The 21,164-nt window shown below is 57.7% G+C and carries 21 protein-coding genes; 14 read left to right on the top strand and 7 right to left on the bottom strand.

All coding sequences use genetic code 11. The features are described from left to right. Positions 1-143: 143 nt before the first annotated feature. A complete protein-coding gene (locus IPI80_RS09620; RefSeq protein ID WP_413859481.1) occupies positions 144-791 on the top strand; it encodes a DUF47 domain-containing protein in 648 nt (215 codons plus the stop codon). 20 nt (positions 792-811) lie between these two features. Continuing rightward, positions 812-1,822, top strand: coding sequence for an anion permease (locus IPI80_RS09615; protein ID WP_413859479.1), 1,011 nt, complete (start codon positions 812-814; stop codon positions 1,820-1,822). On the opposite strand, the gene IPI80_RS09610 is transcribed toward IPI80_RS09615, so the two are convergent. Beyond that, positions 1,803-2,276: a hypothetical protein gene (locus tag IPI80_RS09610; RefSeq protein WP_413859477.1), complete on the bottom strand. Its 474-nt coding sequence runs from the start codon at positions 2,274-2,276 to the stop codon at positions 1,803-1,805. The genes IPI80_RS09615 and IPI80_RS09610 overlap by 20 nt on opposite strands. After that, a complete protein-coding gene (locus IPI80_RS09605; RefSeq protein ID WP_413859475.1) occupies positions 2,273-2,806 on the bottom strand; it encodes an N-acetyltransferase family protein in 534 nt (177 codons plus the stop codon). The genes IPI80_RS09610 and IPI80_RS09605 overlap by 4 nt, the downstream gene beginning before the upstream one ends. Before the next feature lie 121 nt (positions 2,807-2,927). Here IPI80_RS09605 and rpsP point away from each other — a divergent pair, with 121 nt between their 5' ends. The 6 genes from rpsP (at position 2,928) to IPI80_RS09575 (ending at position 6,765) form a co-directional block, all read left to right on the top strand. Continuing rightward, positions 2,928-3,179: a 30S ribosomal protein S16 gene (gene rpsP / locus IPI80_RS09600; protein ID WP_413859473.1), complete on the top strand. Its 252-nt coding sequence runs from the start codon at positions 2,928-2,930 to the stop codon at positions 3,177-3,179. 61 nt (positions 3,180-3,240) lie between these two features. Further along, positions 3,241-3,804 (top strand): ribosome maturation factor RimM, encoded by a 564-nt coding sequence (rimM, locus tag IPI80_RS09595; RefSeq protein WP_413859735.1) that lies wholly within the window; start codon positions 3,241-3,243, stop codon positions 3,802-3,804. Positions 3,805-3,817: 13 nt separating this feature from the next. Next, entirely contained in the window at positions 3,818-4,564 is a 747-nt protein-coding gene (trmD, locus tag IPI80_RS09590; protein WP_413859471.1) for a tRNA (guanosine(37)-N1)-methyltransferase TrmD, read from the top strand. A 107-nt stretch (positions 4,565-4,671) separates the two neighbouring features. After that, positions 4,672-5,043: a 50S ribosomal protein L19 gene (gene rplS / locus IPI80_RS09585; protein ID WP_413859469.1), complete on the top strand. Its 372-nt coding sequence runs from the start codon at positions 4,672-4,674 to the stop codon at positions 5,041-5,043. 55 nt (positions 5,044-5,098) lie between these two features. Further along, entirely contained in the window at positions 5,099-5,776 is a 678-nt protein-coding gene (locus IPI80_RS09580; RefSeq protein WP_413859467.1) for a CoA pyrophosphatase, read from the top strand. A gap of 68 nt (positions 5,777-5,844) precedes the next feature. Further along, positions 5,845-6,765 carry a cobalamin biosynthesis protein gene (locus IPI80_RS09575; RefSeq protein WP_413859465.1) on the top strand — a complete coding sequence of 307 codons (921 nt, stop codon included), beginning with the start codon at positions 5,845-5,847 and terminating at the stop codon, positions 6,763-6,765. Positions 6,766-6,771: 6 nt separating this feature from the next. Here the strand turns inward: IPI80_RS09575 and rsgA are convergent, their stop codons facing one another. Then, positions 6,772-7,722, bottom strand: coding sequence for a ribosome small subunit-dependent GTPase A (gene rsgA / locus IPI80_RS09570; protein ID WP_413859463.1), 951 nt, complete (start codon positions 7,720-7,722; stop codon positions 6,772-6,774). Between the two features lie 14 nt (positions 7,723-7,736). Further along, a complete protein-coding gene (locus IPI80_RS09565) occupies positions 7,737-9,023 on the bottom strand; it encodes a M48 family metallopeptidase (protein ID WP_413859461.1) in 1,287 nt (428 codons plus the stop codon). A 37-nt stretch (positions 9,024-9,060) separates the two neighbouring features. Between IPI80_RS09565 and orn the strand changes: the two genes are divergently transcribed. Then, complete coding sequence (gene orn, locus IPI80_RS09560) at positions 9,061-9,630, top strand: oligoribonuclease (RefSeq protein ID WP_413859459.1); 570 nt, start codon at positions 9,061-9,063, stop codon at positions 9,628-9,630. A 256-nt stretch (positions 9,631-9,886) separates the two neighbouring features. Then, on the top strand, positions 9,887-11,707 hold the full coding sequence (locus IPI80_RS09555; protein ID WP_413859457.1) for a DEAD/DEAH box helicase: 1,821 nt from the start codon (positions 9,887-9,889) through the stop codon (positions 11,705-11,707). A gap of 68 nt (positions 11,708-11,775) precedes the next feature. Here the strand turns inward: IPI80_RS09555 and IPI80_RS09550 are convergent, their stop codons facing one another. From IPI80_RS09550 to IPI80_RS09540, 3 genes are read right to left on the bottom strand one after another with little or no spacing between them, the layout of a single operon-like run. After that, positions 11,776-12,645 carry an NAD(P)-dependent oxidoreductase gene (locus tag IPI80_RS09550; protein ID WP_413859455.1) on the bottom strand — a complete coding sequence of 290 codons (870 nt, stop codon included), beginning with the start codon at positions 12,643-12,645 and terminating at the stop codon, positions 11,776-11,778. Between the two features lie 34 nt (positions 12,646-12,679). Next, entirely contained in the window at positions 12,680-13,699 is a 1,020-nt protein-coding gene (locus IPI80_RS09545; RefSeq protein ID WP_413859453.1) for an FAD:protein FMN transferase, read from the bottom strand. Between the two features lie 10 nt (positions 13,700-13,709). Further along, complete coding sequence (locus IPI80_RS09540) at positions 13,710-14,108, bottom strand: c-type cytochrome (RefSeq protein WP_413859451.1); 399 nt, start codon at positions 14,106-14,108, stop codon at positions 13,710-13,712. Positions 14,109-14,325: 217 nt separating this feature from the next. Between IPI80_RS09540 and nosZ the strand changes: the two genes are divergently transcribed. The 4 genes from nosZ to IPI80_RS09520 all read left to right on the top strand — a co-directional run bounded on the left by nosZ (position 14,326) and on the right by IPI80_RS09520 (position 21,160). Continuing rightward, complete coding sequence (nosZ, locus tag IPI80_RS09535) at positions 14,326-16,254, top strand: TAT-dependent nitrous-oxide reductase (RefSeq protein ID WP_413859449.1); 1,929 nt, start codon at positions 14,326-14,328, stop codon at positions 16,252-16,254. 67 nt (positions 16,255-16,321) lie between these two features. Beyond that, positions 16,322-18,958: a 4Fe-4S binding protein gene (locus IPI80_RS09530; RefSeq protein WP_413859447.1), complete on the top strand. Its 2,637-nt coding sequence runs from the start codon at positions 16,322-16,324 to the stop codon at positions 18,956-18,958. Beyond that, positions 18,955-20,241 (top strand): nitrous oxide reductase family maturation protein NosD, encoded by a 1,287-nt coding sequence (locus tag IPI80_RS09525; RefSeq protein ID WP_413859445.1) that lies wholly within the window; start codon positions 18,955-18,957, stop codon positions 20,239-20,241. The genes IPI80_RS09530 and IPI80_RS09525 overlap by 4 nt, the downstream gene beginning before the upstream one ends. Further along, positions 20,225-21,160 (top strand): ABC transporter ATP-binding protein, encoded by a 936-nt coding sequence (locus IPI80_RS09520; protein ID WP_413859443.1) that lies wholly within the window; start codon positions 20,225-20,227, stop codon positions 21,158-21,160. Before IPI80_RS09525 ends, IPI80_RS09520 begins: the two co-directional genes overlap by 17 nt. Positions 21,161-21,164 lie beyond the last annotated feature (4 nt).

Below are 21,164 nucleotides of genomic sequence, written 5' to 3'. Positions count from 1 at the left end.
CAATCAGCCCCGTGGGTCATGCCACGGGGCTTTTTTGTTCCTTTCGCCGAGTGCGTGCAGCCCACCTGTGCAGGACGGTACGGTTAAACTGCGCCGTCTTTTAAAATCCCAAGAATCTTGTCGTTTGGTTGGAGGATTAACTCATGTGGTTTGGAAAGTTACTGCCTCGCGAAGGCAATTTTTTTGAAATGTTCAACCAGCATGCGGACCGCATTGTGGAGGCAGCGTACGCTTTTTCCAAGCTGGTGGCCAACTACAACGATTTGGACTTGCGCGCAAAGTACAACCAGGAAGTCGATGACGCCGAACGCGCCGCTGACCGCGTGACGCACGAGTGCAACAAGGCCATTCACATGACCTTCATCACACCCATTGATCGCGAACAAATCCATTCGCTGATCAATACGATGGACGATGTGGCAGACCTGATTCAGGACTCGGCCGAAACCATGGCGCTGTACGACGTGCGCCACATGACCGAAGAGATCAACCGCCTGACCGACCTGAGTGTGAAATGTTGCGAGCGCGTGCGCGACGCGGTCAAATTGCTGGACCATATTGCAGACCCGCAAACTGCAGAAGCGGCGCTGAAAACCTGCGAAGAGATTGACCGCCTGGAATCGGATGCTGACCGCGTCATGCGTACCGCCATGAGCAAACTGTTTCGTGAGGAACCGGATGTACGGGAGGTGCTCAAACTCAAGGCGATTTACGAATTGCTGGAAACCATCACCGACAAGTGTGAAGACGTTGCCAACGTGATCGAAGGCATCATCCTCGAAAACTCCTGAACCCGCAGCGCCAATAGACGATGGAAAACGTGCAAACGACCCTGTGGGTAGTGGCCATGTTGGTGGTCATGGCCCTGTTGTTCGACTTCATGAATGGCTTTCATGATGCAGCCAACTCGATCGCCACTGTGGTCTCCACAGGTGTTCTCAAGCCCGGGCAGGCCATCTTGTTTGCTGCGTTTTTTAACGTTATTGCACTATTTATCTTCCATCTCAGCGTGGCGGCCACTGTGGGCAAGGGGATCGTGCAGCCCGGTGTGGTGGATACCCACGTGGTGTTTGGCGCTTTGCTTGGTGCCATTACCTGGAATGTCATCACCTGGTACTACGGCATCCCCAGCAGTTCATCCCATGCCCTGATCGGCGGCATTGTGGGCGCGGTGATTGCCAAATCAGGTGCCTCAACCCTGATATCTGCCGGCATTCTCAAGACGGTTCTATTTATTTTTGTCTCTCCCGTGCTGGGGTTTGTGCTCGGCTCAGCCATGATGGTTGCGGTGGCTTGGACCTTTCGACGTTTTCGGCCATCCAAGGTGGACAAGTGGTTTCGCCGTTTGCAATTGGTATCGGCCGGTGCTTATAGCCTGGGTCATGGTGGCAATGACGCACAAAAAACCATTGGAATTATCTGGATGCTCTTGATTGCTACCGGGTACTCAGCCGCCGGCGAGTCGGCCCCACCAAGTTGGGTGATTATTTGCTGCTACACGGCCATTGGTTTGGGCACCATGTTTGGTGGCTGGCGCATCGTCAAGACCATGGGGCAAAAAATAACCAAGCTCAAGCCTGTGGGTGGCTTCTGTGCAGAAACCGGCGGTGCCATAACCCTGTTTTTGGCGACGGCACTTGGAATACCGGTGTCCACGACCCACACCATCACCGGCGCCATTGTGGGCGTCGGCTCTACGCAGCGCGCCAGCGCAGTGCGTTGGGGCGTCGCGGGCAATATCGTTTGGGCGTGGATTTTCACCATACCCGCCAGCGCCTTTGTGGCAGCTATTGCTTACTGGATCAGTCTCCAGATCTTTTAGGGTCGGCTGGCTGGGAAATGGCACGCGCAGCTTCTGCTTGGTATTCGAAATAGTGCTGAAAACTAAAAGCCAAGCTGGCCATCAACACGGTGGTACCCACCAACAACGACAGGGCCAGTGCGCCCACCGTGAACCAGGTGGTCTGGCCGGCAACTCCATCCGGTGCAGTGCCCGGGTTGAATCGAAGATTCCATTTTTCGGCAGCCATCAAGCCATACACCAGGGCATTGATGGCGCATCCGGCCAAGGTAAAGCCCAGAAAGGGAATTAGCATCCAGCTCATAGGATCGTCTAGCCCCAACGTGCGGGCGCGGTACACCCCATAAAGGCCGATCAAGGTGGGTGCGGGCAACATCCAGGCCAGGCGGTCTGCGCTGCCATAGAGGTAGAAACGTTGCAGTCCAAACGGGCCACCGACAAAGGCCAACCAGGCCGCAAGTGTCTTGTTTTTCATGGTTGTACGGGCTCCGGTGCGTCGGTACCGCCCGATCCAAGGACGCGGTCCATCAGCACCACGTCCAGCCAGCGGTCAAACTTCCAGCCACAGTTGGCCAAAACCCCTACGTGCTGGAACCCGCAGCGCTTGTGAACGGCCACGGAGCCCTGATTGGCGGAATCACCAATGACTGCGATGAGTTTGCGCACACCTGCGCGCTCGGCCTGAGCCATCAGTTCTTCGAGTAGCAAGCGACCCAAGCCCTTGCCATGGGCTGCGGGGGCCAGATAAATCGAGTCTTCCGCAGAGTAGCGGTAGGCGGGACGTGGTTTGAACCAGTTGCAGTAGGCAAACCCCAAGATGCCGCTGGTGTCCTCTACCACCAGGTAGGGCAAGCCCTTGGATAGAACGTCGGCGCGTCGCGCGGCCATGTCCTGATCGTTTGGGGGTGTCGTCTCGAAAGTGCCGGTTCCGTGGAGCACGTGGTGGGCATAAATGGCCGTGATAGCGGCCAGGTCGGCATCCTGGCTGGGACGAATCTTGATCATTGATTGGTGTAAAGGTTATAATGGAGAGCTATTCAGAGTGTCACTGGCCGGGTGGTCAGTTGCGTGTCTCAACTCCGAATTTAATGGTTGGAATTAATTCCTGCCACCCAAAGGATAAATCATGGTCGTCATTCGACTCGCCCGTGGCGGTGCAAAAGCTCGCCCGTTCTTCAATATTGTCGTAGCCGACAAGCGTACACGCCGTGATGGTCGCTTCATTGAGCGCATTGGTTTTTACAACCCGAGCGCGACCGCAAGTGAAGAAGGCCTGCGCATTGCGCAAGACCGTCTGACCTACTGGAAGGGTGTTGGCGCCCAGGCTTCTTCCACAGTGGAACGCCTGATCCAGCAAGCGGCCAAGAAGGCTGCGTAACTGAATTGTGCCGTCGGGGGCTGTGGTGCCAACCCAACTCCCGGATCGGCGCCCCACGCGCATGCTAACCGGACTCGAAACTGCTGAATTGCCAGCGGACGCTATCGAGGTCGGGCGCATTGCGGACGCCTGGGGCATCAAGGGCTGGTTCAAGGTCCTGCCCTACAGCGCCCATCCCGAGGCGCTTTTTTCTTCCAAACGCTGGTTTCTTATGCCCTCCGAGCGGGGTGTAGCCGCATTTTCCGGCGTGGCGCAGTTGTCTGTCAAAGAAGCCAAGCAGCACTCGGATTCCGTGGTGGCTTGCGTAAATGGCGTGGACGAGCGTTCCGCCGCAGAGGCCTTGCGCGGTTCGCGCATCTTTATTTCCCGCTCGAGCTTCCCCACTGCCGCAGAGAATGAGTATTACTGGGTCGACCTGATTGGCCTGGACGTACTCAATCGCCAGGATGAAGCCTTGGGCGTGGTGCGCGAGTTGTTGTCCACCGGCGCGCAAACCGTGCTGGTACTGGAGTACCAACAAGACGACAAAACGTGTGAACGCATGATTCCTTTTGTTTCCGCCTACGTGGATGACGTGGACCTGAAGGCACGGCGCATTCGCGTGGATTGGCAACTCGACTATTGAGCGTAAGCGACGCATGCGCTTCGACGTCGTCACCCTGTTCCCGGAGTTGTTCGTTCCGTTTTTGTCGGTTGGCATCACGCGGCGCGCCTTTGAATCCGGCCAGGTCGATGTGCACCTGTCCAATCCGCGTGAGTTTGCCAGCGGCAATTACCGCCGCGTCGATGACCGCCCCTTTGGCGGTGGCCCGGGCATGGTGATGATGGCGCAGCCCCTTGAGCAAACACTGGTCCATATCCGCGCGCAACGCCATGACACGGCGCCTGTCGTCCTGTTTTCCCCCATCGGCCAACGGCTGGACCATGCCCAGGTACAACGCTGGTCCGCTGGATCCGGCGCTATTTTGCTGTGCGGCCGTTACGAAGGCATAGATCAGCGTTTTATCGATACCCAGGTGAACCAGCAGATCAGCTTGGGCGACTTTGTGCTGTCTGGCGGTGAGGTGCCGGCCATGGCCTTGCTGGACGCGGTGGCACGTCTGCAACCGGGGGTCCTGTCTGACGCCGACAGCCACGCCATGGACAGCTTCAACCCCGCACTGGATGGCCTTCTGGATTGCCCGCACTACACCCGCCCGGAAGAATGGGCTGGTCAGCGCGTTCCGGAAGTTTTGTTGTCTGGCAACCATGCCCATATCGAGCGCTGGCGGCGTGACCAGCGTCTGAAGCTGACCGCACAATATCGGCCCGATCTACTGGAAAAAGCCCGCACTGCCGGGCTTTTGACGGAGCAGGATGAGGCCGTATTGGCGCAGAACATTTGATGTTGCTATAATTGTGGGCTAACCGATCCTCTGTACGGCCTAGTCAACGTTTTTGTTGAATTTGCACCATCCGGTGCTGGCGCATACACGATCATTGAGAGAAAACCATGAACCTGATCCAAACCCTTGAGCAAGAAGAAATTGCTCGTCTAGGTAAAACCATTCCCGAATTCGCTCCTGGCGACACTGTTATCGTGAGCGTCAACGTGGTTGAAGGCACCCGCAAGCGCGTTCAGGCCTATGAAGGTGTTGTGATTGCCAAGCGCAATCGCGGTCTCAACAGCGGCTTTATCGTTCGCAAGATCTCAAGCGGTGAAGGCGTGGAGCGTACGTTCCAGACCTACAGCCCGCTGATCGCCGGTATTGAAGTCAAGCGCCGTGGTGACGTGCGCCGTGCCAAGCTGTACTACCTGCGTGACCGCAGCGGCAAGTCGGCACGTATCAAGGAAAAGCTGCCAGCCAAGAAGACTGCGGCTTAATTCAAGCCCTTGTCTTCCAGCAAACCGCCCGGCGCAAGCTTGTGGCGGTTTTTTTATGACCAACCTCCCCATCTTTGATCCGCGCAGCATCCCCGTGATGGCGGTTGATACCCATCTGCCCAAGGTGTCGCAGCAGGCCATGCGCCCCCAGGCATTGGCACAGCGGTTCGCGCAATCGCGGGTATGGACGCCCGAGCTAGCAGGTGAGCCCCGTTTTTCCAGTCGCACTGCGGTTGCTGCCTCGGTGCTGGTGCCGCTGGTCCTGCGGGAAAACGGTCTGACCGTGTTGTTGACCGAACGCACAACGAACCTTTCCAGCCACTCCGGGCAGATTGCCTTTCCCGGCGGCAAGGCCGACCCCGAAGATGCCAACCCGATTGATACCGCCCTGCGGGAAGCCCAGGAAGAGGTTGGGTTGGTGCGCCGCGACGTGGATATTCTGGGTAGCATGCCGATCTACACCACGGGTAGTGCCTATCTGGTCACTCCAGTTGTCGGTTTGGTCAATCCTCACTACACCATGAAACCCAATCCCCACGAGGTGGCGGATGTGTTTGAAGTGCCGCTTGCCTTTCTGATGGACCCCGCCAACCACCGCCATCACCTGATGGAGTGGGCTGGTGCGCAGCGGGAATGGTTTTCCATGCCCTACACCGACGGCACGACCGAACACTATATTTGGGGTGCCACCGCCGGTATGTTGCGTAATCTCTACCGGTTTTTGTTGGACTGAAGCCACCAAGCCTTGTATCTGTCAATCGCCAAGTGTTCTGCGCAGCGTGCGCTCGCTATGATTGCTCCATGAGTTTTCTCTCCATACTATTTGCGTTGTTGCTGGAGCAGGCCCGGCCCCTTGGGCAGGGTAATCCGGTTCATCAAGGCGTGCGTTCCTGGGTGCGCTGGGTGTTGCGCAATCTGGATGCTGGCAAGCCGCAACACGGTTGGTTGGCGTGGTGGGTTGCAGTGGTGCTGCCGGCCGCGCTGGCGTTTGCCGTGCACTGGTTGTTGGTATGGTACGCAGGCTGGATTGTCGCCGTGGTGTGGAGCATTGTGATCCTCTACTCTACGCTGGGCTTTCGCCAATTCAGCCACCATTTCACCGATATTCGGGACGCTCTCCTGGCAGGGGACGAAGATCTGGCACGCAAGAAACTCGCCCAATGGATGCATATCGACGCCAGCGCACTGCCGCGCAGCGAGATTGTCGGCCACGTCATCGAACATTCCGTATTGAATGCACACCACCATGTTTTTGGCGTGTTTGCCTGGTATTCCCTGCTGGCGGCCTTTGGGCTGGGCCCGGCCGGCGCCGTGTTGTACCGCATGGGTGAGTTCTTTGCCAGCTATACCAACCGGCCTTCACGCGCATCCAGCGTGCCGGTCAGCAGCTCGGTGCAGACTGCCGCTCGCGAAGCCTGGTATGCCATGGACTGGCTGCCGGCCCGTATCACTGCGCTGGGTTTTGCCTTTGTAGGCAGCTTTGAGGAAGCTGTGGACAGCTGGCGCCAGCAGGAAGCCCATTTCCCGGGGGATAACGATGGCGTGGTGTTGGCCGCAACGGCAGGCGCTGTCAACGTCAAACTCGGCCCTGTAGATCAACCTGGCCCTGGGTTGACTCCACAGACCGTGCACCTGCGTGCCGTGGTGGGCCTGGTCTGGCGCACCGTGGTGATGTGGATGGTGTTTCTGGCTTTACTGACACTGGCCCGACTGCTGGGCTAGCGCAGCTCAGTAACGTTTCTGGGACAGTTCAGCAAATAAATTGCTATATATTTTATAGCGATTAGCGCTTATTTGACGAGGGCTAGGGGCTGAAAATCCTTCAGACGTTGGCTGCACGGCTGCAATCACCCCACAACCCGGTTCGTGCAGATGGCTGCAGTTGTAGAACTTGCAGTCTGCCGCATGGGCCTTGATGTCGGGCATCAGGCTGGCCAAGTGCATCGGCTCAATGTGGTTCAGTCCAAACTCCTGAAAACCCGGCGAATCAATCACCGCTGTGGTTCTGGCAGCGTCCACCCAGTACAGCGTAGTGCTGGTGGTGGTGTGCTTGCCGGAGTTCAGGGCGGTGGAGATTGCATTGGTCAGTACCTGGGCATTGGGAATCAAACGATTGATCAGGGTGCTTTTGCCGGAGCCGGATGGTCCCAGCACCAGCGTCGTTTTGCCGGCCATTACCGTATCCAGATGGTGCTCGGTATTGGGTGTGGTGTCACCGCGCGGCTTGAGTGCCATGGGCAGTATCGCGTAACCCATGTCGCGGTACACCGCCATGCGCTGCCAGGCCCGCCCAAAGGGCTCCACCAAATCACTTTTGTTCAACGCGATGATGGGCGTAATGTGCTCGGCTTCGGCGGCTATCAAGGCGCGGGACAACTGGCTTTCTGAAAATTCGGGCTCGGCCGCAATCAGGATTAGAACCTGGTCCAGGTTGGCGGCAAAGGACTTGGTGCGAATTTCATCCTGGCGGTAAAACAGGTTGCGTCGCGGCTCGACCTTTTCGATCGTGCCTTCGTCCTCACTGGCCTGCCACAGCACGCGGTCGCCCACCACCGTCTGGCTCTTCTTGCCGCGGGGGTGGCAGATCAGGCGGCGTCCGTCGGGTGTTTCCACCCATACGTGACGACCATGTCCGGCGATGACCAGGCCCGGTTCCAGGGTGGGGGAGGGTGTTGCCATGTGCAGCTGGGCGTTTAGTGTGCCGTGCCCAGGATGTGGCCCAGCCGCTCCGTGGCTGGCGGGTGGGAATAGTAAAACTGCACGTACACCGGGTCTGGCGTCAGGGTCGAGGCGTTGTCTTCAAACAGCTTGAGTAGTGCGCCAGCCAAGGCTGATCCACTGGTTTGCGCGACGGCATAAGCGTCGGCCTCGAATTCGTGTTTGCGTGAGAGTTGGGCGAATACGGGGCCGATGAAGGTACCCGCCAGCGGCAGCACCATCATGAAGAGCAGCAGGGCCAATGCATCGTTGCCACCATTCAGGTTGGGCACCACTCCCAAGCCGGTAAAAAACCAGGCTTGTTGGCTGACCCAGCCCAACGCCATGAAGCCGATCAGGCTCAAGGCAAACATGGAGACAATGCGTTTGATTACATGGCGGTGGGTGAAATGCCCCAGTTCGTGTGCCAACACGGCATCCACTTCGTCGGGGCTTAACTGTGCCAGCAGCGTGTCGTAAAACACCACCCGCTTGGAGGCACCGAAGCCGGTGAAGTAGGCGTTGGCGTGGGCACTGCGCTTGCTGCCATCCATCACATAAAAGCCTTTCGAGGTGAAGCCGCAACGCGCCATCAATTGGGTTACGCGGTCTTTCACCTGCGGGTCTTGCAAAGGTTGAAACTTGTTGAACAAGGGTGCAATCCAGGTCGGGTAAATCAATAGCGCCAGCAGGTTGAAACCCATCCACACGCCCCAGACCCACAACCACCACCAGGGACCGGTGGCGCCCATCATCCACAGCACCAAGGTAACAAAAGGCAGCCCGATCACGACCGATAGCAACAACGACTTGGCCATATCCTGGAGCCACAGGGTAAAGCTGGTCTTGTTGAAACCAAAGCGTTCCTCAATCACAAAAGTCTGGTACAGCGTAAAGGGCAGGTCCAGCACGCCGCCAATCACAACGAAGGCGCCCAGCATTGTCACCTGCTGTGCCAGCCCTTGCCCCATCCAGCCCAGCAGCCACTGGTTCAATTCAGATAGCCCGCCCAGCAGCGTCCAGACCAGTGTCAGTGCGGCGCCCCACGCCAGTTCCAGCATGCCAAACCGCGTCTTGGTCAGCGTGTAGTCGGCTGCCTTCTGGTGCGCGGTCAACGAAACTTTCTCTACAAAGGCGGGCGGCACTGCGGTGCGGTGCTGGGCCACATGGCGAATCTGGCGGCTGGCAAGCCAGAATTTGAGCAACAGACTCAGCGATAGAGCCACCGCGAAGATCAGGGTGGTGGTCAGAGAGGCTGTGTTGCTGGCAAAGAGTTCGGTCATGGCGTGGGAGTTTAGGCGATCGGTGACAATTGACTCCATGGCTGATATCAACACCCCTTCAAGTAAATCTGACAAAAACCTGGTCTGGCTTGATTGCGAAATGACGGGTCTGGACCCGGAAGTGGAGCGCATCATTGAAATCGCGGTCATCGTGACTGGCCCCAACCTGGAGTGCCGCACCGAAGGTCCGGTGCTGGTGATTCACCAGTCAAACGCCCTGCTCGACCAGATGGACGCCTGGAACAAGGGCACGCATGGCAAGAGCGGCCTTATTGACAAAGTCAAGGCGTCCACGACCACCGAAGAAGAGGCACAGGAGCAGTTGATTGCCTTTCTCAAACAATACGTACCTGCCAAAGTCACGCCAATGTGTGGCAATTCGATTGGTCAGGACCGGCGTTTTTTGACCAAGTACATGCCCAAGCTGGAAGCCTTCTTCCACTACCGTAACGTGGATGTGAGTACGCTCAAGGAGCTGTCCAAGCGTTGGCGCCCTGAGGTGTATTCCACGTTCAAGAAGCAGCAGCGCCACACAGCGCTTGCCGATGTGCATGAGTCTATTGACGAGCTGGAACATTACCGAAAGCACTTTTTCCAGTTGACGTAACCATGGCCGGCTCTGGGCTAATTAGGTGTAAACCCGAATCTGTGGCATAATCGAAGGCTGCGTTACAAACAGTAACGCATTTGCACATCTCCCTTCATTCACCGGGTCCGCCACACTTGCAAGCAAGTGGCGATATTGGCCCCCAGCACTGAATTACCCCTTTACGGGGCAGAGCCGGTTCCGTTTGATGGTTGATGTTTTTTAACCATTGACGGAGCAGCCGCATTCCTTGCGGTGCTCGCGTGTGAGTAAAACCATGACTGACGCTTTTGAAGTGACGGGTGCCTTTGCGCCTGCCGAATCCCTTTCCACCACCCCCACTGGCCACGATGCTGTTGATTTGTCCGCAATGCCCATTGCTGATGAACCCGAGGTTCCCGAGGCGCCCAATGGCTTCGTGACCATGGGCCTGGCCCCTGAACTGGTCCATGCCGTGAAAGATCTGGGGTACACCCAGCCCACCCCTGTTCAGATCAAGACCATTCCCCTGGCCTTGCCAGGTGAAAGCGCAGGCCAACAGGCCGGTAAATACATTGACCTGATGGTGTCCAGCCAGACCGGTAGCGGCAAGACTGCGGCCTTTTTGCTGCCCATGCTGCACACGTTGCTGAAACAGCAAGCCGAATCCGAAGCCGCAGAGCGTGCCGAGTTTGAACGCCTGGTGGCAGAAGCCGCCGCCAAGGGCGAAGCACCACCCAAGCGCGCCAAGCGCAAGGACCCCACCAATGTGCGCAATTTCAAGGCACCGGCCCCTGGCGCCCTGATAGTTTGCCCAACCCGCGAACTAGCCCAACAAGTAGCCAACGACGCGATCGATCTGGTTCAACACTGCCGTGGTCTGCGTATTGCCAATATCGTGGGGGGCATGCCTTACCAATTGCAAATTGCCAAGCTGCAAAACGCCAATCTGGTGGTGGCCACACCTGGCCGTTTGCTCGATCTGCAACGCTCCATGCAGATCAAGCTGGACCAAGTTCAATTCCTGGTGGTGGACGAAGCCGATCGCATGCTCGACCTGGGCTTCTCTGATGATCTGGCCGAAATCAACCAGCTCACCATTGCCCGCAAGCAGACCATGATGTTCAGCGCTACCTTTGCGCCGCGCATCCAGCAGCTCGCTGCCCGTGTGATGCGCGAACCCCAGCGCATTACCATTGACAGCCCGACTGAGAAGCACGCCAATATCAAGCAGGTGCTGTTCTGGGCCGACAACGCCCACCACAAGCGCAAGCTGCTGGACCATTGGTTGCGTGACACCACCATCAACCAGGCCATCGTGTTTGCCAGCACCCAGATCGAGTGTGACGGCTTGGCCAACGACCTTCAGCAAGATGGCTTTGACGCCGTTGCTCTGCACGGTGCCCTGAGCCAAGGCTTGCGTAACCGCCGCCTGATGGCACTGCGCAACGGCCAAGTGCAAATTTTGGTGGCAACCGATGTGGCCGCACGCGGAATCGACGTGCCCACTGTTACGCATGTGTTCAATTTTGGTTTGCCGATGAAGGCTGAAGACTACACCCACCGCATTGGCCGCACCGGCCGCGCAGGGCGCGATGGACTGGCTGTGACGTTTGCCGAAGTGCGCGATCGTCGCCGGATTTTTGATATCGAAGCCCATACCCGCCAACACTTCAAGTCCGAGACCATTCCCGGTCTGGAGCCGCAGCAACGCTTTCCTGATTCCCGTCCAGGCACTGGTGCCAGCTTTGGTGGCCGTGGCAACCACGGTGCAGAACGCGCACCCCGCAACTTTGGTGGCGGTGACCGCAAGTTCGGCAACGGCCCGCGTGAAGGTGGATTTGGTGGCGGTGCTCGCACCAACCAAGCCCCACCACGTGAGTTTGGTAATCAGTCCCGCGATTTCGGCGGTGCTGCCCGCGAAGGCTTCAGTTACGAGCGTAAGGGTGGCTTTAATGACCGATTTGCCGGCAGCCGTCCCGATGCGGCACCGCGCGGTGGTGATTTCGCCGCCCGCAAGCCAGCATTTTCCAAGCCCATGGGCGTGAAGCCCGGTAACACCGGCAAGGTTTTTGTGCCGCGTGACGCCAAGAAGCGCGCAGCACGCACGTTTGATTGAAGACGTTCTTCACCCATAGGAAATGGACCCATCGGGTCCATTTTTTTGTCTGTCGCGCCTCCGGCCTATTAGGTCATGCCGTTGCGGCTGGCCAGTTCCACAAACAGAGCTGATTGATCCAGGTCCTCCAGGCCGTGTTCTATTCCTTGTGCATAGAGTTGTTCGAATAAGGCAGTGATGGGAGCCGAAAATCCAATTTCGTTGGCGGTGGCCAGTGCATTGCGCAAATCCTTGAGTTGCACGGACATGCGTCCACGCGGGACAAAGTCGCGTTCCACCATGCGCTTCCCGTGCACCTGCAAAATCCGGCTGTCGGCAAAGCCGCCGGTAATGGCTTCCCGGACCTTGGCCATGTTAGCACCACCGCGTTCGCACAGCAGCAGGGCTTCGGCCACGACACCAATGGTGGCCCCCACAATCATCTGGTTGGCCAGCTTGGCCAGTTGACCGGCGCCCACGGGACCTACATGCGTGGAGTGGCCAAACGTATTGAACACCGGCAGTGCATCATCGTAATTGCTGGCTTTGCCTCCGACCATGATGGCCAGCGTGCCGGCTTCTGCGCCAATTGTGCCGCCCGAAACCGGGGCGTCCAGATAGCCAATGTTCCGTTCACCCAGCCGTGCGGCGTGGTCTTTGGCTTCAACGGGTTTGATGGATGACATGTCTACCAGCAGGCTGCCGGCTTTCATTGCATTAGCTGCCCCAAGATCGAACAGGACTTGGTCGACCACGGAACCGTCGCCCAGCATGGTGATGACCAAATCTGCTTCGCGCACAGCGTCGTCGGCCCGGGCATGCACTACTGCACCGTCGCCGGCCAGGCGCTGTGCTTTGTGCAAGGTGCGACTCCATACGTGGACCTGATGACCGGCTTCACAAAGGCGCCGCGCCATAGGGTAACCCATCAGGCCAATTCCCAATACTGCAATTTTCATGATTTCTCCGTGGGTTCGGCCCTGACAAAAAGTGTCAGGTGTGCAGACGCTGAGACATTCCGGGCGACATCCACAGGCCCTGCCCAGACTCTGCAATCAGTGTGTCAACACCTGTTGATAACTGCAGCAAGCGCCGACCTGCCGCAGCGCCAGCCACCATGATGGCTGCACCCATTCCATTGATGTCTTCCAGCTTGCGCGAAACCAGTGCCACACCGTGTGGCCCGGTGGTTGGTTGTCCTGTTTTGGGGTTCAGAATGTGGTGATAGCGGTGGCCGTTTTCGAGAAAGAAGCGTTCGTAATCACCTGAAGCGGCTACAAATCCTTCGCTCAAATCAATTGAACCGAGGATGTGTTCTGGTGCACGGGGATCACGCAGGCCCACGCGCCAATCGCGACCTTGCAATTGGCCATGCACCAGTACATCGCCACCACCATTGATCATTGCGTTTTGGATGCCATTGCGCTGGAGTACCTGCATACCGGCTTGCAGAATGGGCAACTTGGCGATACCTCCCAAATCGATGCGCATGCCTCGATGGCGCAAATATGCAGAGCTCGTTTTGCTGTTGAGAACCACATCGCGGTAGTTCACCAGCGTCAGTTCCTGTGCGATGTCGGCGGCCTTTGGGCGCACCGGCTGGCTTTGCGTAAAGTCCCAACCTGTCAGGGCGCCCACCGTGATGTCAAACGCACCGTTGCTGCGTGTTGCTATCGCTTGTGCCATTTGCAGCACGTTAAACATTTCGGGTTCAAGCGTAATTGCCTGCAACCCCGAGGCCAGATGCAATGCGTGCACGGCATTTCCGGTTCGGTAGCGGCTCATCAAATCGCTCAGACGCTGCATTTCCGCGAATGCAGCGGACATGGCAATTTGTCCATCATTGCCATTCGTATTGTGCACGGTCATGGCCACTCGTGTGCCCATGAGCGTTCGAGACACTTGTTGCACGGCGGGATCCGCCAACGCAGACCGCAAATGCAGGCCTGTTACCACCAGCGGAATGGCGGTAAGCAGGCGACGACGCCCGGAATCTGGAGTCTGAATCGCCATAGAGGGTAACTTATTTTGACAGTGCAACCATGTAATTCACGGCGGCTTTGACGTCATCGTCAGATAGCGATGCATTTCCACCGCGTGCGGGCATGGCACCCTTGGCGCCAGTAAAGCCTTCCAGCGCGTGCTTGTACAGCGTGTCGTTACCCTGTGCAATACGTGGACCCCATTCGTCCTTGTTGCCTGGCTTGGGTGCGCCGGCCGCACCCGATGCATGGCACAGGGCACACGTCTTCCCGAATACCGATTTGCCGACGGCATTGTCCGCTTCTGGAGCGGCAGCGGTTGCCACGACAGCGGGAGTCGTAACGGCGGGCGTTGCAATCGCAGCAGGCGCTTCCGGTTTTCCACAGGCAACCAGCGCGGCGCTGCAAATCAGCAGTAAGCCCAAATATTTCTTGCTCATGAATGAATCCTTTTGTAGAAACGCGAATTGTAGAAAAACAACGCATTTTATTATTGCATTTCAATGTTTTGTTGCTAAGACCCTGTTCAAGGCTAGTAATCGTTTGATGTATCTCAAGGTATGCTGATCGGGTTAACCCGGATGGTTCGTCAGCGCCCTAACATCGACTTAGCCCAAGAAAATCACTTACTCGGGCCAATCAATAGAAGGATTACCGATGAGCAAAGATCAAGCTTCCAAAGTCAGTGGATTGGGGCGCCGCAAATTCATGAATACCGCCGCGTTTGCCGGTTTGGCGGGTGTTGTCGCCTGTACGGACAAGTCCGCTCCTGCGGCATCCGCGCCTGCAACAGACGCCAAAAGCGTGGCCGGTGCAGACAATGGTGTTGACTACAGCAAGTACGAGGTGAAGCCTGGTCAGCTCGACGACTATTACTCCTTCTCTTCCGGAGGCCACTCGGGTGAATGCCGTATTTATGGTTTGCCGTCCGGTCGTTTGTTCAAACGTATTCCAGTCTTCAACATGGATTGCTTGGTGGGTTGGGGCATCACCAACGAATCGAAAAAAATTCTGGGCACCAAGCCCGATGGCAGCTTGAAGTACCACACGGGGGACACGCACCACATCCATCCTTCGTACAAAGATGGCACCTACGACGGTCGTTACATGTTCGTGAACGACAAGATCCATGGCCGCTTGGCGCGTATCCGCATGGACACGATGGAAACCGACAAGATTACCGAGCTGCCACTGGTGCAGGGTTTTCACGGCACCTTCCCCGACAAGCGTGATCCGGTGGACGCCGCAATCAACCACACCACACGCGTGTTTTGCGGTGGTGAATTTGCCATTCCGTTGGACAACAATGGAAAGAACATGGATGACACCAAGGCCTACCGCTCCATCTTCAGCTGCGTAGACGCCGAGACGATGGAAGTGCGCTGGCAGGTGTTGATTGACGGTAACTGCGACCTGGTCGCATCGTCCTATGACGGCAAGCTCGCTTGCACAAACCAGTACAACACCGAAAACGGCGTGCACTACGAAGACATGATGTCGGCGGAGATGGATGCCTGCCTTTTCTTCAACATTGCGCGCATCGAAGAAGCTGTGAAGGCTGGAAAATTCAAGACCTACGGCGGCTCCAAGGTTCCGGTGGTCGATGGCACCAAGGCCGCCAACCCCGATCCCAAGACCTCCCTGGTCTGCTACGTGCCCGTGTCCAAGAACCCGCACGGCGTGAACGCCAGCCCGGATGGCAAGTACTACGCCTGTTCCGGCAAGCTCTCACCCACTGCCACACTGATCGAGCATGCACTGGTCCTCAAGTGGTTTGATGGTGAACTCAAGGAAGCCCGCGAAGCCGTGGTTGCCGAGCCTGAAATCGGCCTGGGTCCTCTGCACACCGGCTTTGACGGCCGTGGCAATGCTTACACCACGTTGTTCTTGGACAGTCAAATCGTCAAGTGGAATGTGGAGGCCGCCATCAAGTCCTATAAGGGTGACAAGACCGCCAAGGTTGTTCTGGATAAGCTCGATGTGCAGTACCAACCTGGTCACGGCTTCACCTCCATGGGTGAAACCAAAGACGCCGATGGCAAATACTTCCTCTCGGACAACAAGTTCTCCAAGGACCGCTTCCTGCCCGTGGGACCGCTGCACCCTGAAACGGCGCAGTTGATTGACATCAGCGGCGACAAAATGAAGCTGGTGGCCGACCATGCCGTGTACTCTGAGCCGCACGACTCCATCATCATCCCGCGTAACCTGGTGCGCACGCGCCAGGTGTACAACATTGACGATTTCCCGAATGCCGTTAAGGATGCGAAAGATTGCCGCGTGGAGCGCAAGGGCAAGAAAGTCACCGTGTACCTTACGTCCCAGGCGCCTACCTTCGGCCTGCGCGAATGGACCGTCAAGCGCGGCGATGAGGTAACCATCATCCTCACCAACCTCGACAAGGTAGAAGACTTGACGCACGGTTTTGCGATTCCGAAGTACGACATCAACTTCATCGTCAATCCGCAGGAAACCAAGTCAGTGACCTTTATTGCCGATAAGCCGGGCGTGTATTGGGCCTATTGCACCAACTTCTGCCACGCGTTGCACCTTGAAATGCGCTCGCGCATGTTGGTTGAGGCCTAAAAAGCCCTCACTCAGGGCGGCGCGGTCTCCGGGCTGCGCTGCCCTTTTTTCTCCTCTGGACCCCCCAATGCCTTCGCCAAAATTCCGTCTTCTGTCGATTCTTTGGGTCGCGCTCATTTTTGTGCTGACGGCGCTGTCTTCAGGAGTACAGGCGGCGGGCAAAGGTACTTACGAAGCCGAACTCCCCGCTGACTTGGCGACCGCCAAGGACATGTGCGTGCTGCTGCCGTGCAAAGATGTGTTCCCAGGCGCCACGTATTTTTCCGAGCGAAAGGGCAATCCGCCCTATGTTGAAGCCTATGACAAGGCGGGCGAAGGCCGCCAACTGCTGGGCTATGTGATGCTCTCGACCGACATCACCGACACACCCGCCTACTCGGGCAAGCCGGTCGTCACGCTGATTGGCATGGACAAAACCGGCCATTTCGTCGGCGTCAAAGTCCTCAAACACTCCGAGCCGATTTTGCTGCTGGGTATTCCCGAATCCGCACTTCTGAAATTCAACGACCAGTACCTCGGCAAATCGGTCGCAGACAAAATTGAAATTGGGCAGTCCCGGCCCGACGAGAACGTGGTCGGGCTCGACGCCATCTCTGGCGCCACCGTCACGGTGATTGCACAAAACCAGGTCATGATGGCCTCGGGATCTGCCGTGGCGAAGCAGGTCGGGATTCTGGCGCCTACCGTACGTGAACCAGCGCATTACAAGGTCACGGGCGAACCCTTGACCTGGGCCGAACTGGTGAGCCACGGCGCTGTTCAGCATCTGCGCGTGATGCCGGAACAGCTCGGACAGGAGCGTGACACTGAACCCTTTATTGAGCTGTGGTTCGGAGACCTGAGCCAACCTGATATCGGCAAAAGCGTGCTCGGCGCCACCGGTTTGGAAAACCTCAAACTCCAGCTGAAAGAGGGTGAACACGCCATCTTCATCATCCGCACTGCTGGGCGCGAGTCATTCAAAGGCTCGGGCTTCGTGCGTGGTGGCCTTTACGACCGGGTGCAGGTCAGGCAGGGCGCTGACTCGTTTACCTTCCGCGACCTCGACTATTTGAACCTGTACGGCGTGCTAGCTACGGGCGCACCGACCTACAACGAATCGGCCATCTTCATCATTCGATCGAAAGCGTTCTCTGACGCCTACCCCTGGAAGTTGAGCCTACTGGGCAACCGCGTCGACCGTGCGACCGGCACCAAGAGCTTCACCAGTTTTGATACCCAGTACTGGCTGCCCGCGTCGATGCTCGAAGGTGGTCGTCCTAAGGTGGTCGAACCCGACGCGCCCTGGGTGCGCATCTGGAAGTCGCGCGCGCTGGCAATTGGTCTGTTCATCGTGCTGTTGGTAGCGGTTGGAGTGGTCTATGCGTACCGAGAGCGGCTGACCCGCCTGTCCACCCACAAAAACAAATGGCCGGTCAACGTCTTCAAATACACCGCTTGGGGTCTGTCCATCGTGTTCGTGGGCTTCGGCGTGATGGCGCAGCCTTCCATCACCCAGGTGTTGACTTGGTTCCATGCCTTGCTGTTCCAGTGGACATGGTCATTGTTCCTGTCTGATCCGTTCATCTTCCTGTTCTGGATTTTCATTATCGTTACGGTGTTCCTGTTCGGACGCGGGCTATTTTGCGGCTGGATGTGCCCGTTCGGTTCGATGCAAGAGGCCATTTACAAAATCGCCCGTTTTTTTGGCTTGGGGCGCTTTCAGACCAAGCTGCCACAAAAGTGGCACGACCGCCTGAAGTGGCTCAAGTACTCCATCTTCTTCTTCCTGCTTGCCGTGTCCATGTTTTCCATGGGCCTGGCCGAAAAGCTCTCCGAGGTCGAGCCCTTCAAGACCACCTTTCTGGTTGGTGTGATGAACCGCGCCTGGCCCTACGGCCTGTTCGTGGCCGCCATCCTGGGCCTGTCGATTTTTATTGAACGCCCGTACTGCAAATACATCTGCCCATTGGGCGCATCGCTGGCCATGCCCAGCACCTTCCGCTGGTTCAGCCTGAAGCGCAAGCAGGACTGCAACAGCTGCAAGGCCTGCGCCACCGGCTGCGGATCGCAGTCAATCGACGCCGATGGCCGCATCGACCACCGCGAGTGCCTACACTGCCTAGACTGCATGATTTTGTACACCGACACCAAGGGCTGCCCGCCGTTGGCCAAGGAGCGCAAGCGCCGCGAGAAGGACGGCCTGGAGATCACCGCCATTGGTGCGAATGGTTATTTCATTCCGATCTACCCCGCCACCAGCTTCACCGAGCAAATCAGTGCCAAAGCGGTCAATGGCCCCGATCCCCGCATGCCCACCGATCCGACGCTGCCTGCGCACAAGAGCAACGTGGGCCTGCTGCAATGGATCTGGCTGGAGCTACGTGACCACTTGTGGCCTTGGAGTAGCGAAGGCTGGGCGTCGGAGCGCGCCTTGCAAATGGCGGGCTTCTCACTGGCTATTGCTGCCACCGTCGCGTGGTTCCTGGTGGCAACCGGGTATCTGTCTTCCAGTGCCGTCATTGCCTGGTGGTTTGGTTGGAGCGTGTACGAAGTGCTGATCCGACTCTCAGGCCGGCGCTACGTCAAGGATGGCCCATGGTGGCGCGACCACTACCGCGTGGCCGGCATCATGGACATGATCAGTTACGTCGGTTTCAAGAACCTGCTGATTGGCGCCGCGTTGTTCCTGGTGCTCAAGTCGTTGGGCTGGCTGATTCAATGACGCATGGCTTAGTGCGCGCCTTCATCGCTGCGCTGCTAGGACTGGGCGCGGTATGCGTGTCTTGGGCGGCCACCGTCCGGGTGCAGCCGGGCCAGGATCTTGCAGCGGCTGTTCAGGCCGCGGCGGCGGGTGACGTGATTGAGGTGATGCGCGGCATGTATCGCACCAACCTGCTGATTGACAAACCCCTCACGCTACGCGGCATCGACCGCCCCACGATCAACGGCGGCGATCAGGGTGACACCATTCGCGTCACCGCGCCCGATGTCACGATCGACGGCTTGATCGTCAGTAACTCGGGCGGTAGCCTACTGGATCAGAACGCTGGCATTTATATCTATCCCGGCTCGGACCGCGCCGTGGTGCAGCACTGCGACCTGAGCTACAACCTTTTCGGTCTGTGGATCGAGAAGGTGAAGGATGTGCGCATCGAAGGCAACACCATCACTGGCAAGCGCGACTTCGACTCGGCGCGGCGAGGCAATGGCATCCAGCTCTACAACACGCAGGGCGCACAGATCATTGGCAACAACATCAGCTTCGTGCGCGATGCGCTGTATGTGGATGTATCGCACCACGCGGTGTTCCGGGGAAACAAACTGCACCACAGCCGCTACGGATCGCATTACATGTCGTCGTACTACAACGTGTGGGAAGACAACGACACCTACTACAACCGGGGCGGCCTGGCACTGATGGAGGTGCGCGAGCAGACGGTGCGCAACAACCGTGCCTGGGGTAATTCTGACCACGGCATCATGCTGCGCTCGGTGCAGGATTCGGTGGTTGAGAACAACATCGTTGCCAACAATACTCGCGGTTTTTTTATTTATGACGTGGAATACACAACGCTGCGCCACAATCTGATACTCGATAACCATGTGGGCGTGCATCTGTCAGCAGGCTCCACCCGCAACATCGTGCAAGGCAATGACTTCATTGGCAACCGCGAACAGGTACGCTATGTAGGAACCCGTGACGAAGCATGGGGAGCCACCAAGCCGGATCAGACCAAAAATGGCAACCACTGGGGGAATTACCTCGGCTGGGACCGTGATGGTGATGGCGTGGGCGATATTCCTTACGAGGCCAATGACATGGTCGATCGCTTGAGCTGGCGCCACCCCAGCATGGCTTTGTTGCTGGGCAGCCCTGCGGTTCAGGCCCTGCGCTTGGTGGGGCGGCAGTTCCCGGTTTTGCGTGTACCCAGCGTGGTCGATGCCTTCCCCCAAATGCACCCTTTTCATCTAGATTGGAGCGCTTGGCGTGACAAATTCAAGTAAGGCGGCCCCGTCAACTGTAGCGGTTGCGTTGCACGGTGTGAGCAAACACTATGGCAATGTGCATGCGGTCGATGGTGTGGAACTGACCGTGCAGCGCGGTGAGTTGTTTGGCTTGATTGGCCACAACGGCGCCGGCAAGAGCACGTTGTTCAAGATGATGCTCGGCTTGATTGCCGCCACGGCCGGTGAGATTCAGGTGGCCGGCACGTCTGTGCGCGGCAGCGATTTTCGCGTTACACGCCGAAAAATCGGTTACTTGCCAGAAAACTTGGTGCTCTATGACAACCTGAGTGCTTTGGAGACCCTGCGTTTTTTTGCCAAGCTCAAAGGCGCGGATCAGGCTAGCTGCCCCGCTTTGCTGGAGCAGGTTGGTTTGGCAGATGTTGGCAAGCGGGCAGTGCATGAATTCTCCAAGGGAATGCGCCAGCGTTTGGGTTTTGCGCAGGCATTGTTGGGAAAGCCCGATGTGCTGTTTCTGGATGAACCGAGCAACGGTCTGGACCCGATGGCCATCCGTGAGTTCTATGCCCACTTGCGCGACTTGCGCGAGCAGGGCGTCACGATCGTCATCACCTCGCACATCCTGGCCGACTTGCAAGAGCGAGTCGACCGGCTGGCCATCATGGCCAGTGGGAAAATTCAAGCGGTGGGTAGCGTGCACGCCTTGCGTGAGCAATTGGATTTACCGCTGTCCATTGCGTTGCGTGTCGAGCCCTCAGCCCAGGCTGAGTTGAAAGCCCACTTGCAAGCCATTTCCGGTGTCGATCTTCAGGTTGTGGATGGCGAGGTGGTTGTGCGCTGCCCGCGTCCGGTCAAGATGGCAGTGCTGGCGGCGCTTTCACCCTTGGGGGCACGCCTGATCGATCTGCACATCCACGAGCCCTCGCTAGAGGACTTGTTTTTCGGACTGAGGAGTTAGACGC

Origin of the sequence: Candidatus Aalborgicola defluviihabitans (assembly GCF_016705985.1) — a bacterium.
In the GTDB taxonomy this organism is placed as follows: Bacteria; Pseudomonadota; Gammaproteobacteria; order Burkholderiales; family Burkholderiaceae_C; genus Allorhodoferax; species Allorhodoferax defluviihabitans.
Note: the sequence above shows the minus strand (reverse complement) of the source record. Positions and strands in the feature narration are given on the sequence as shown.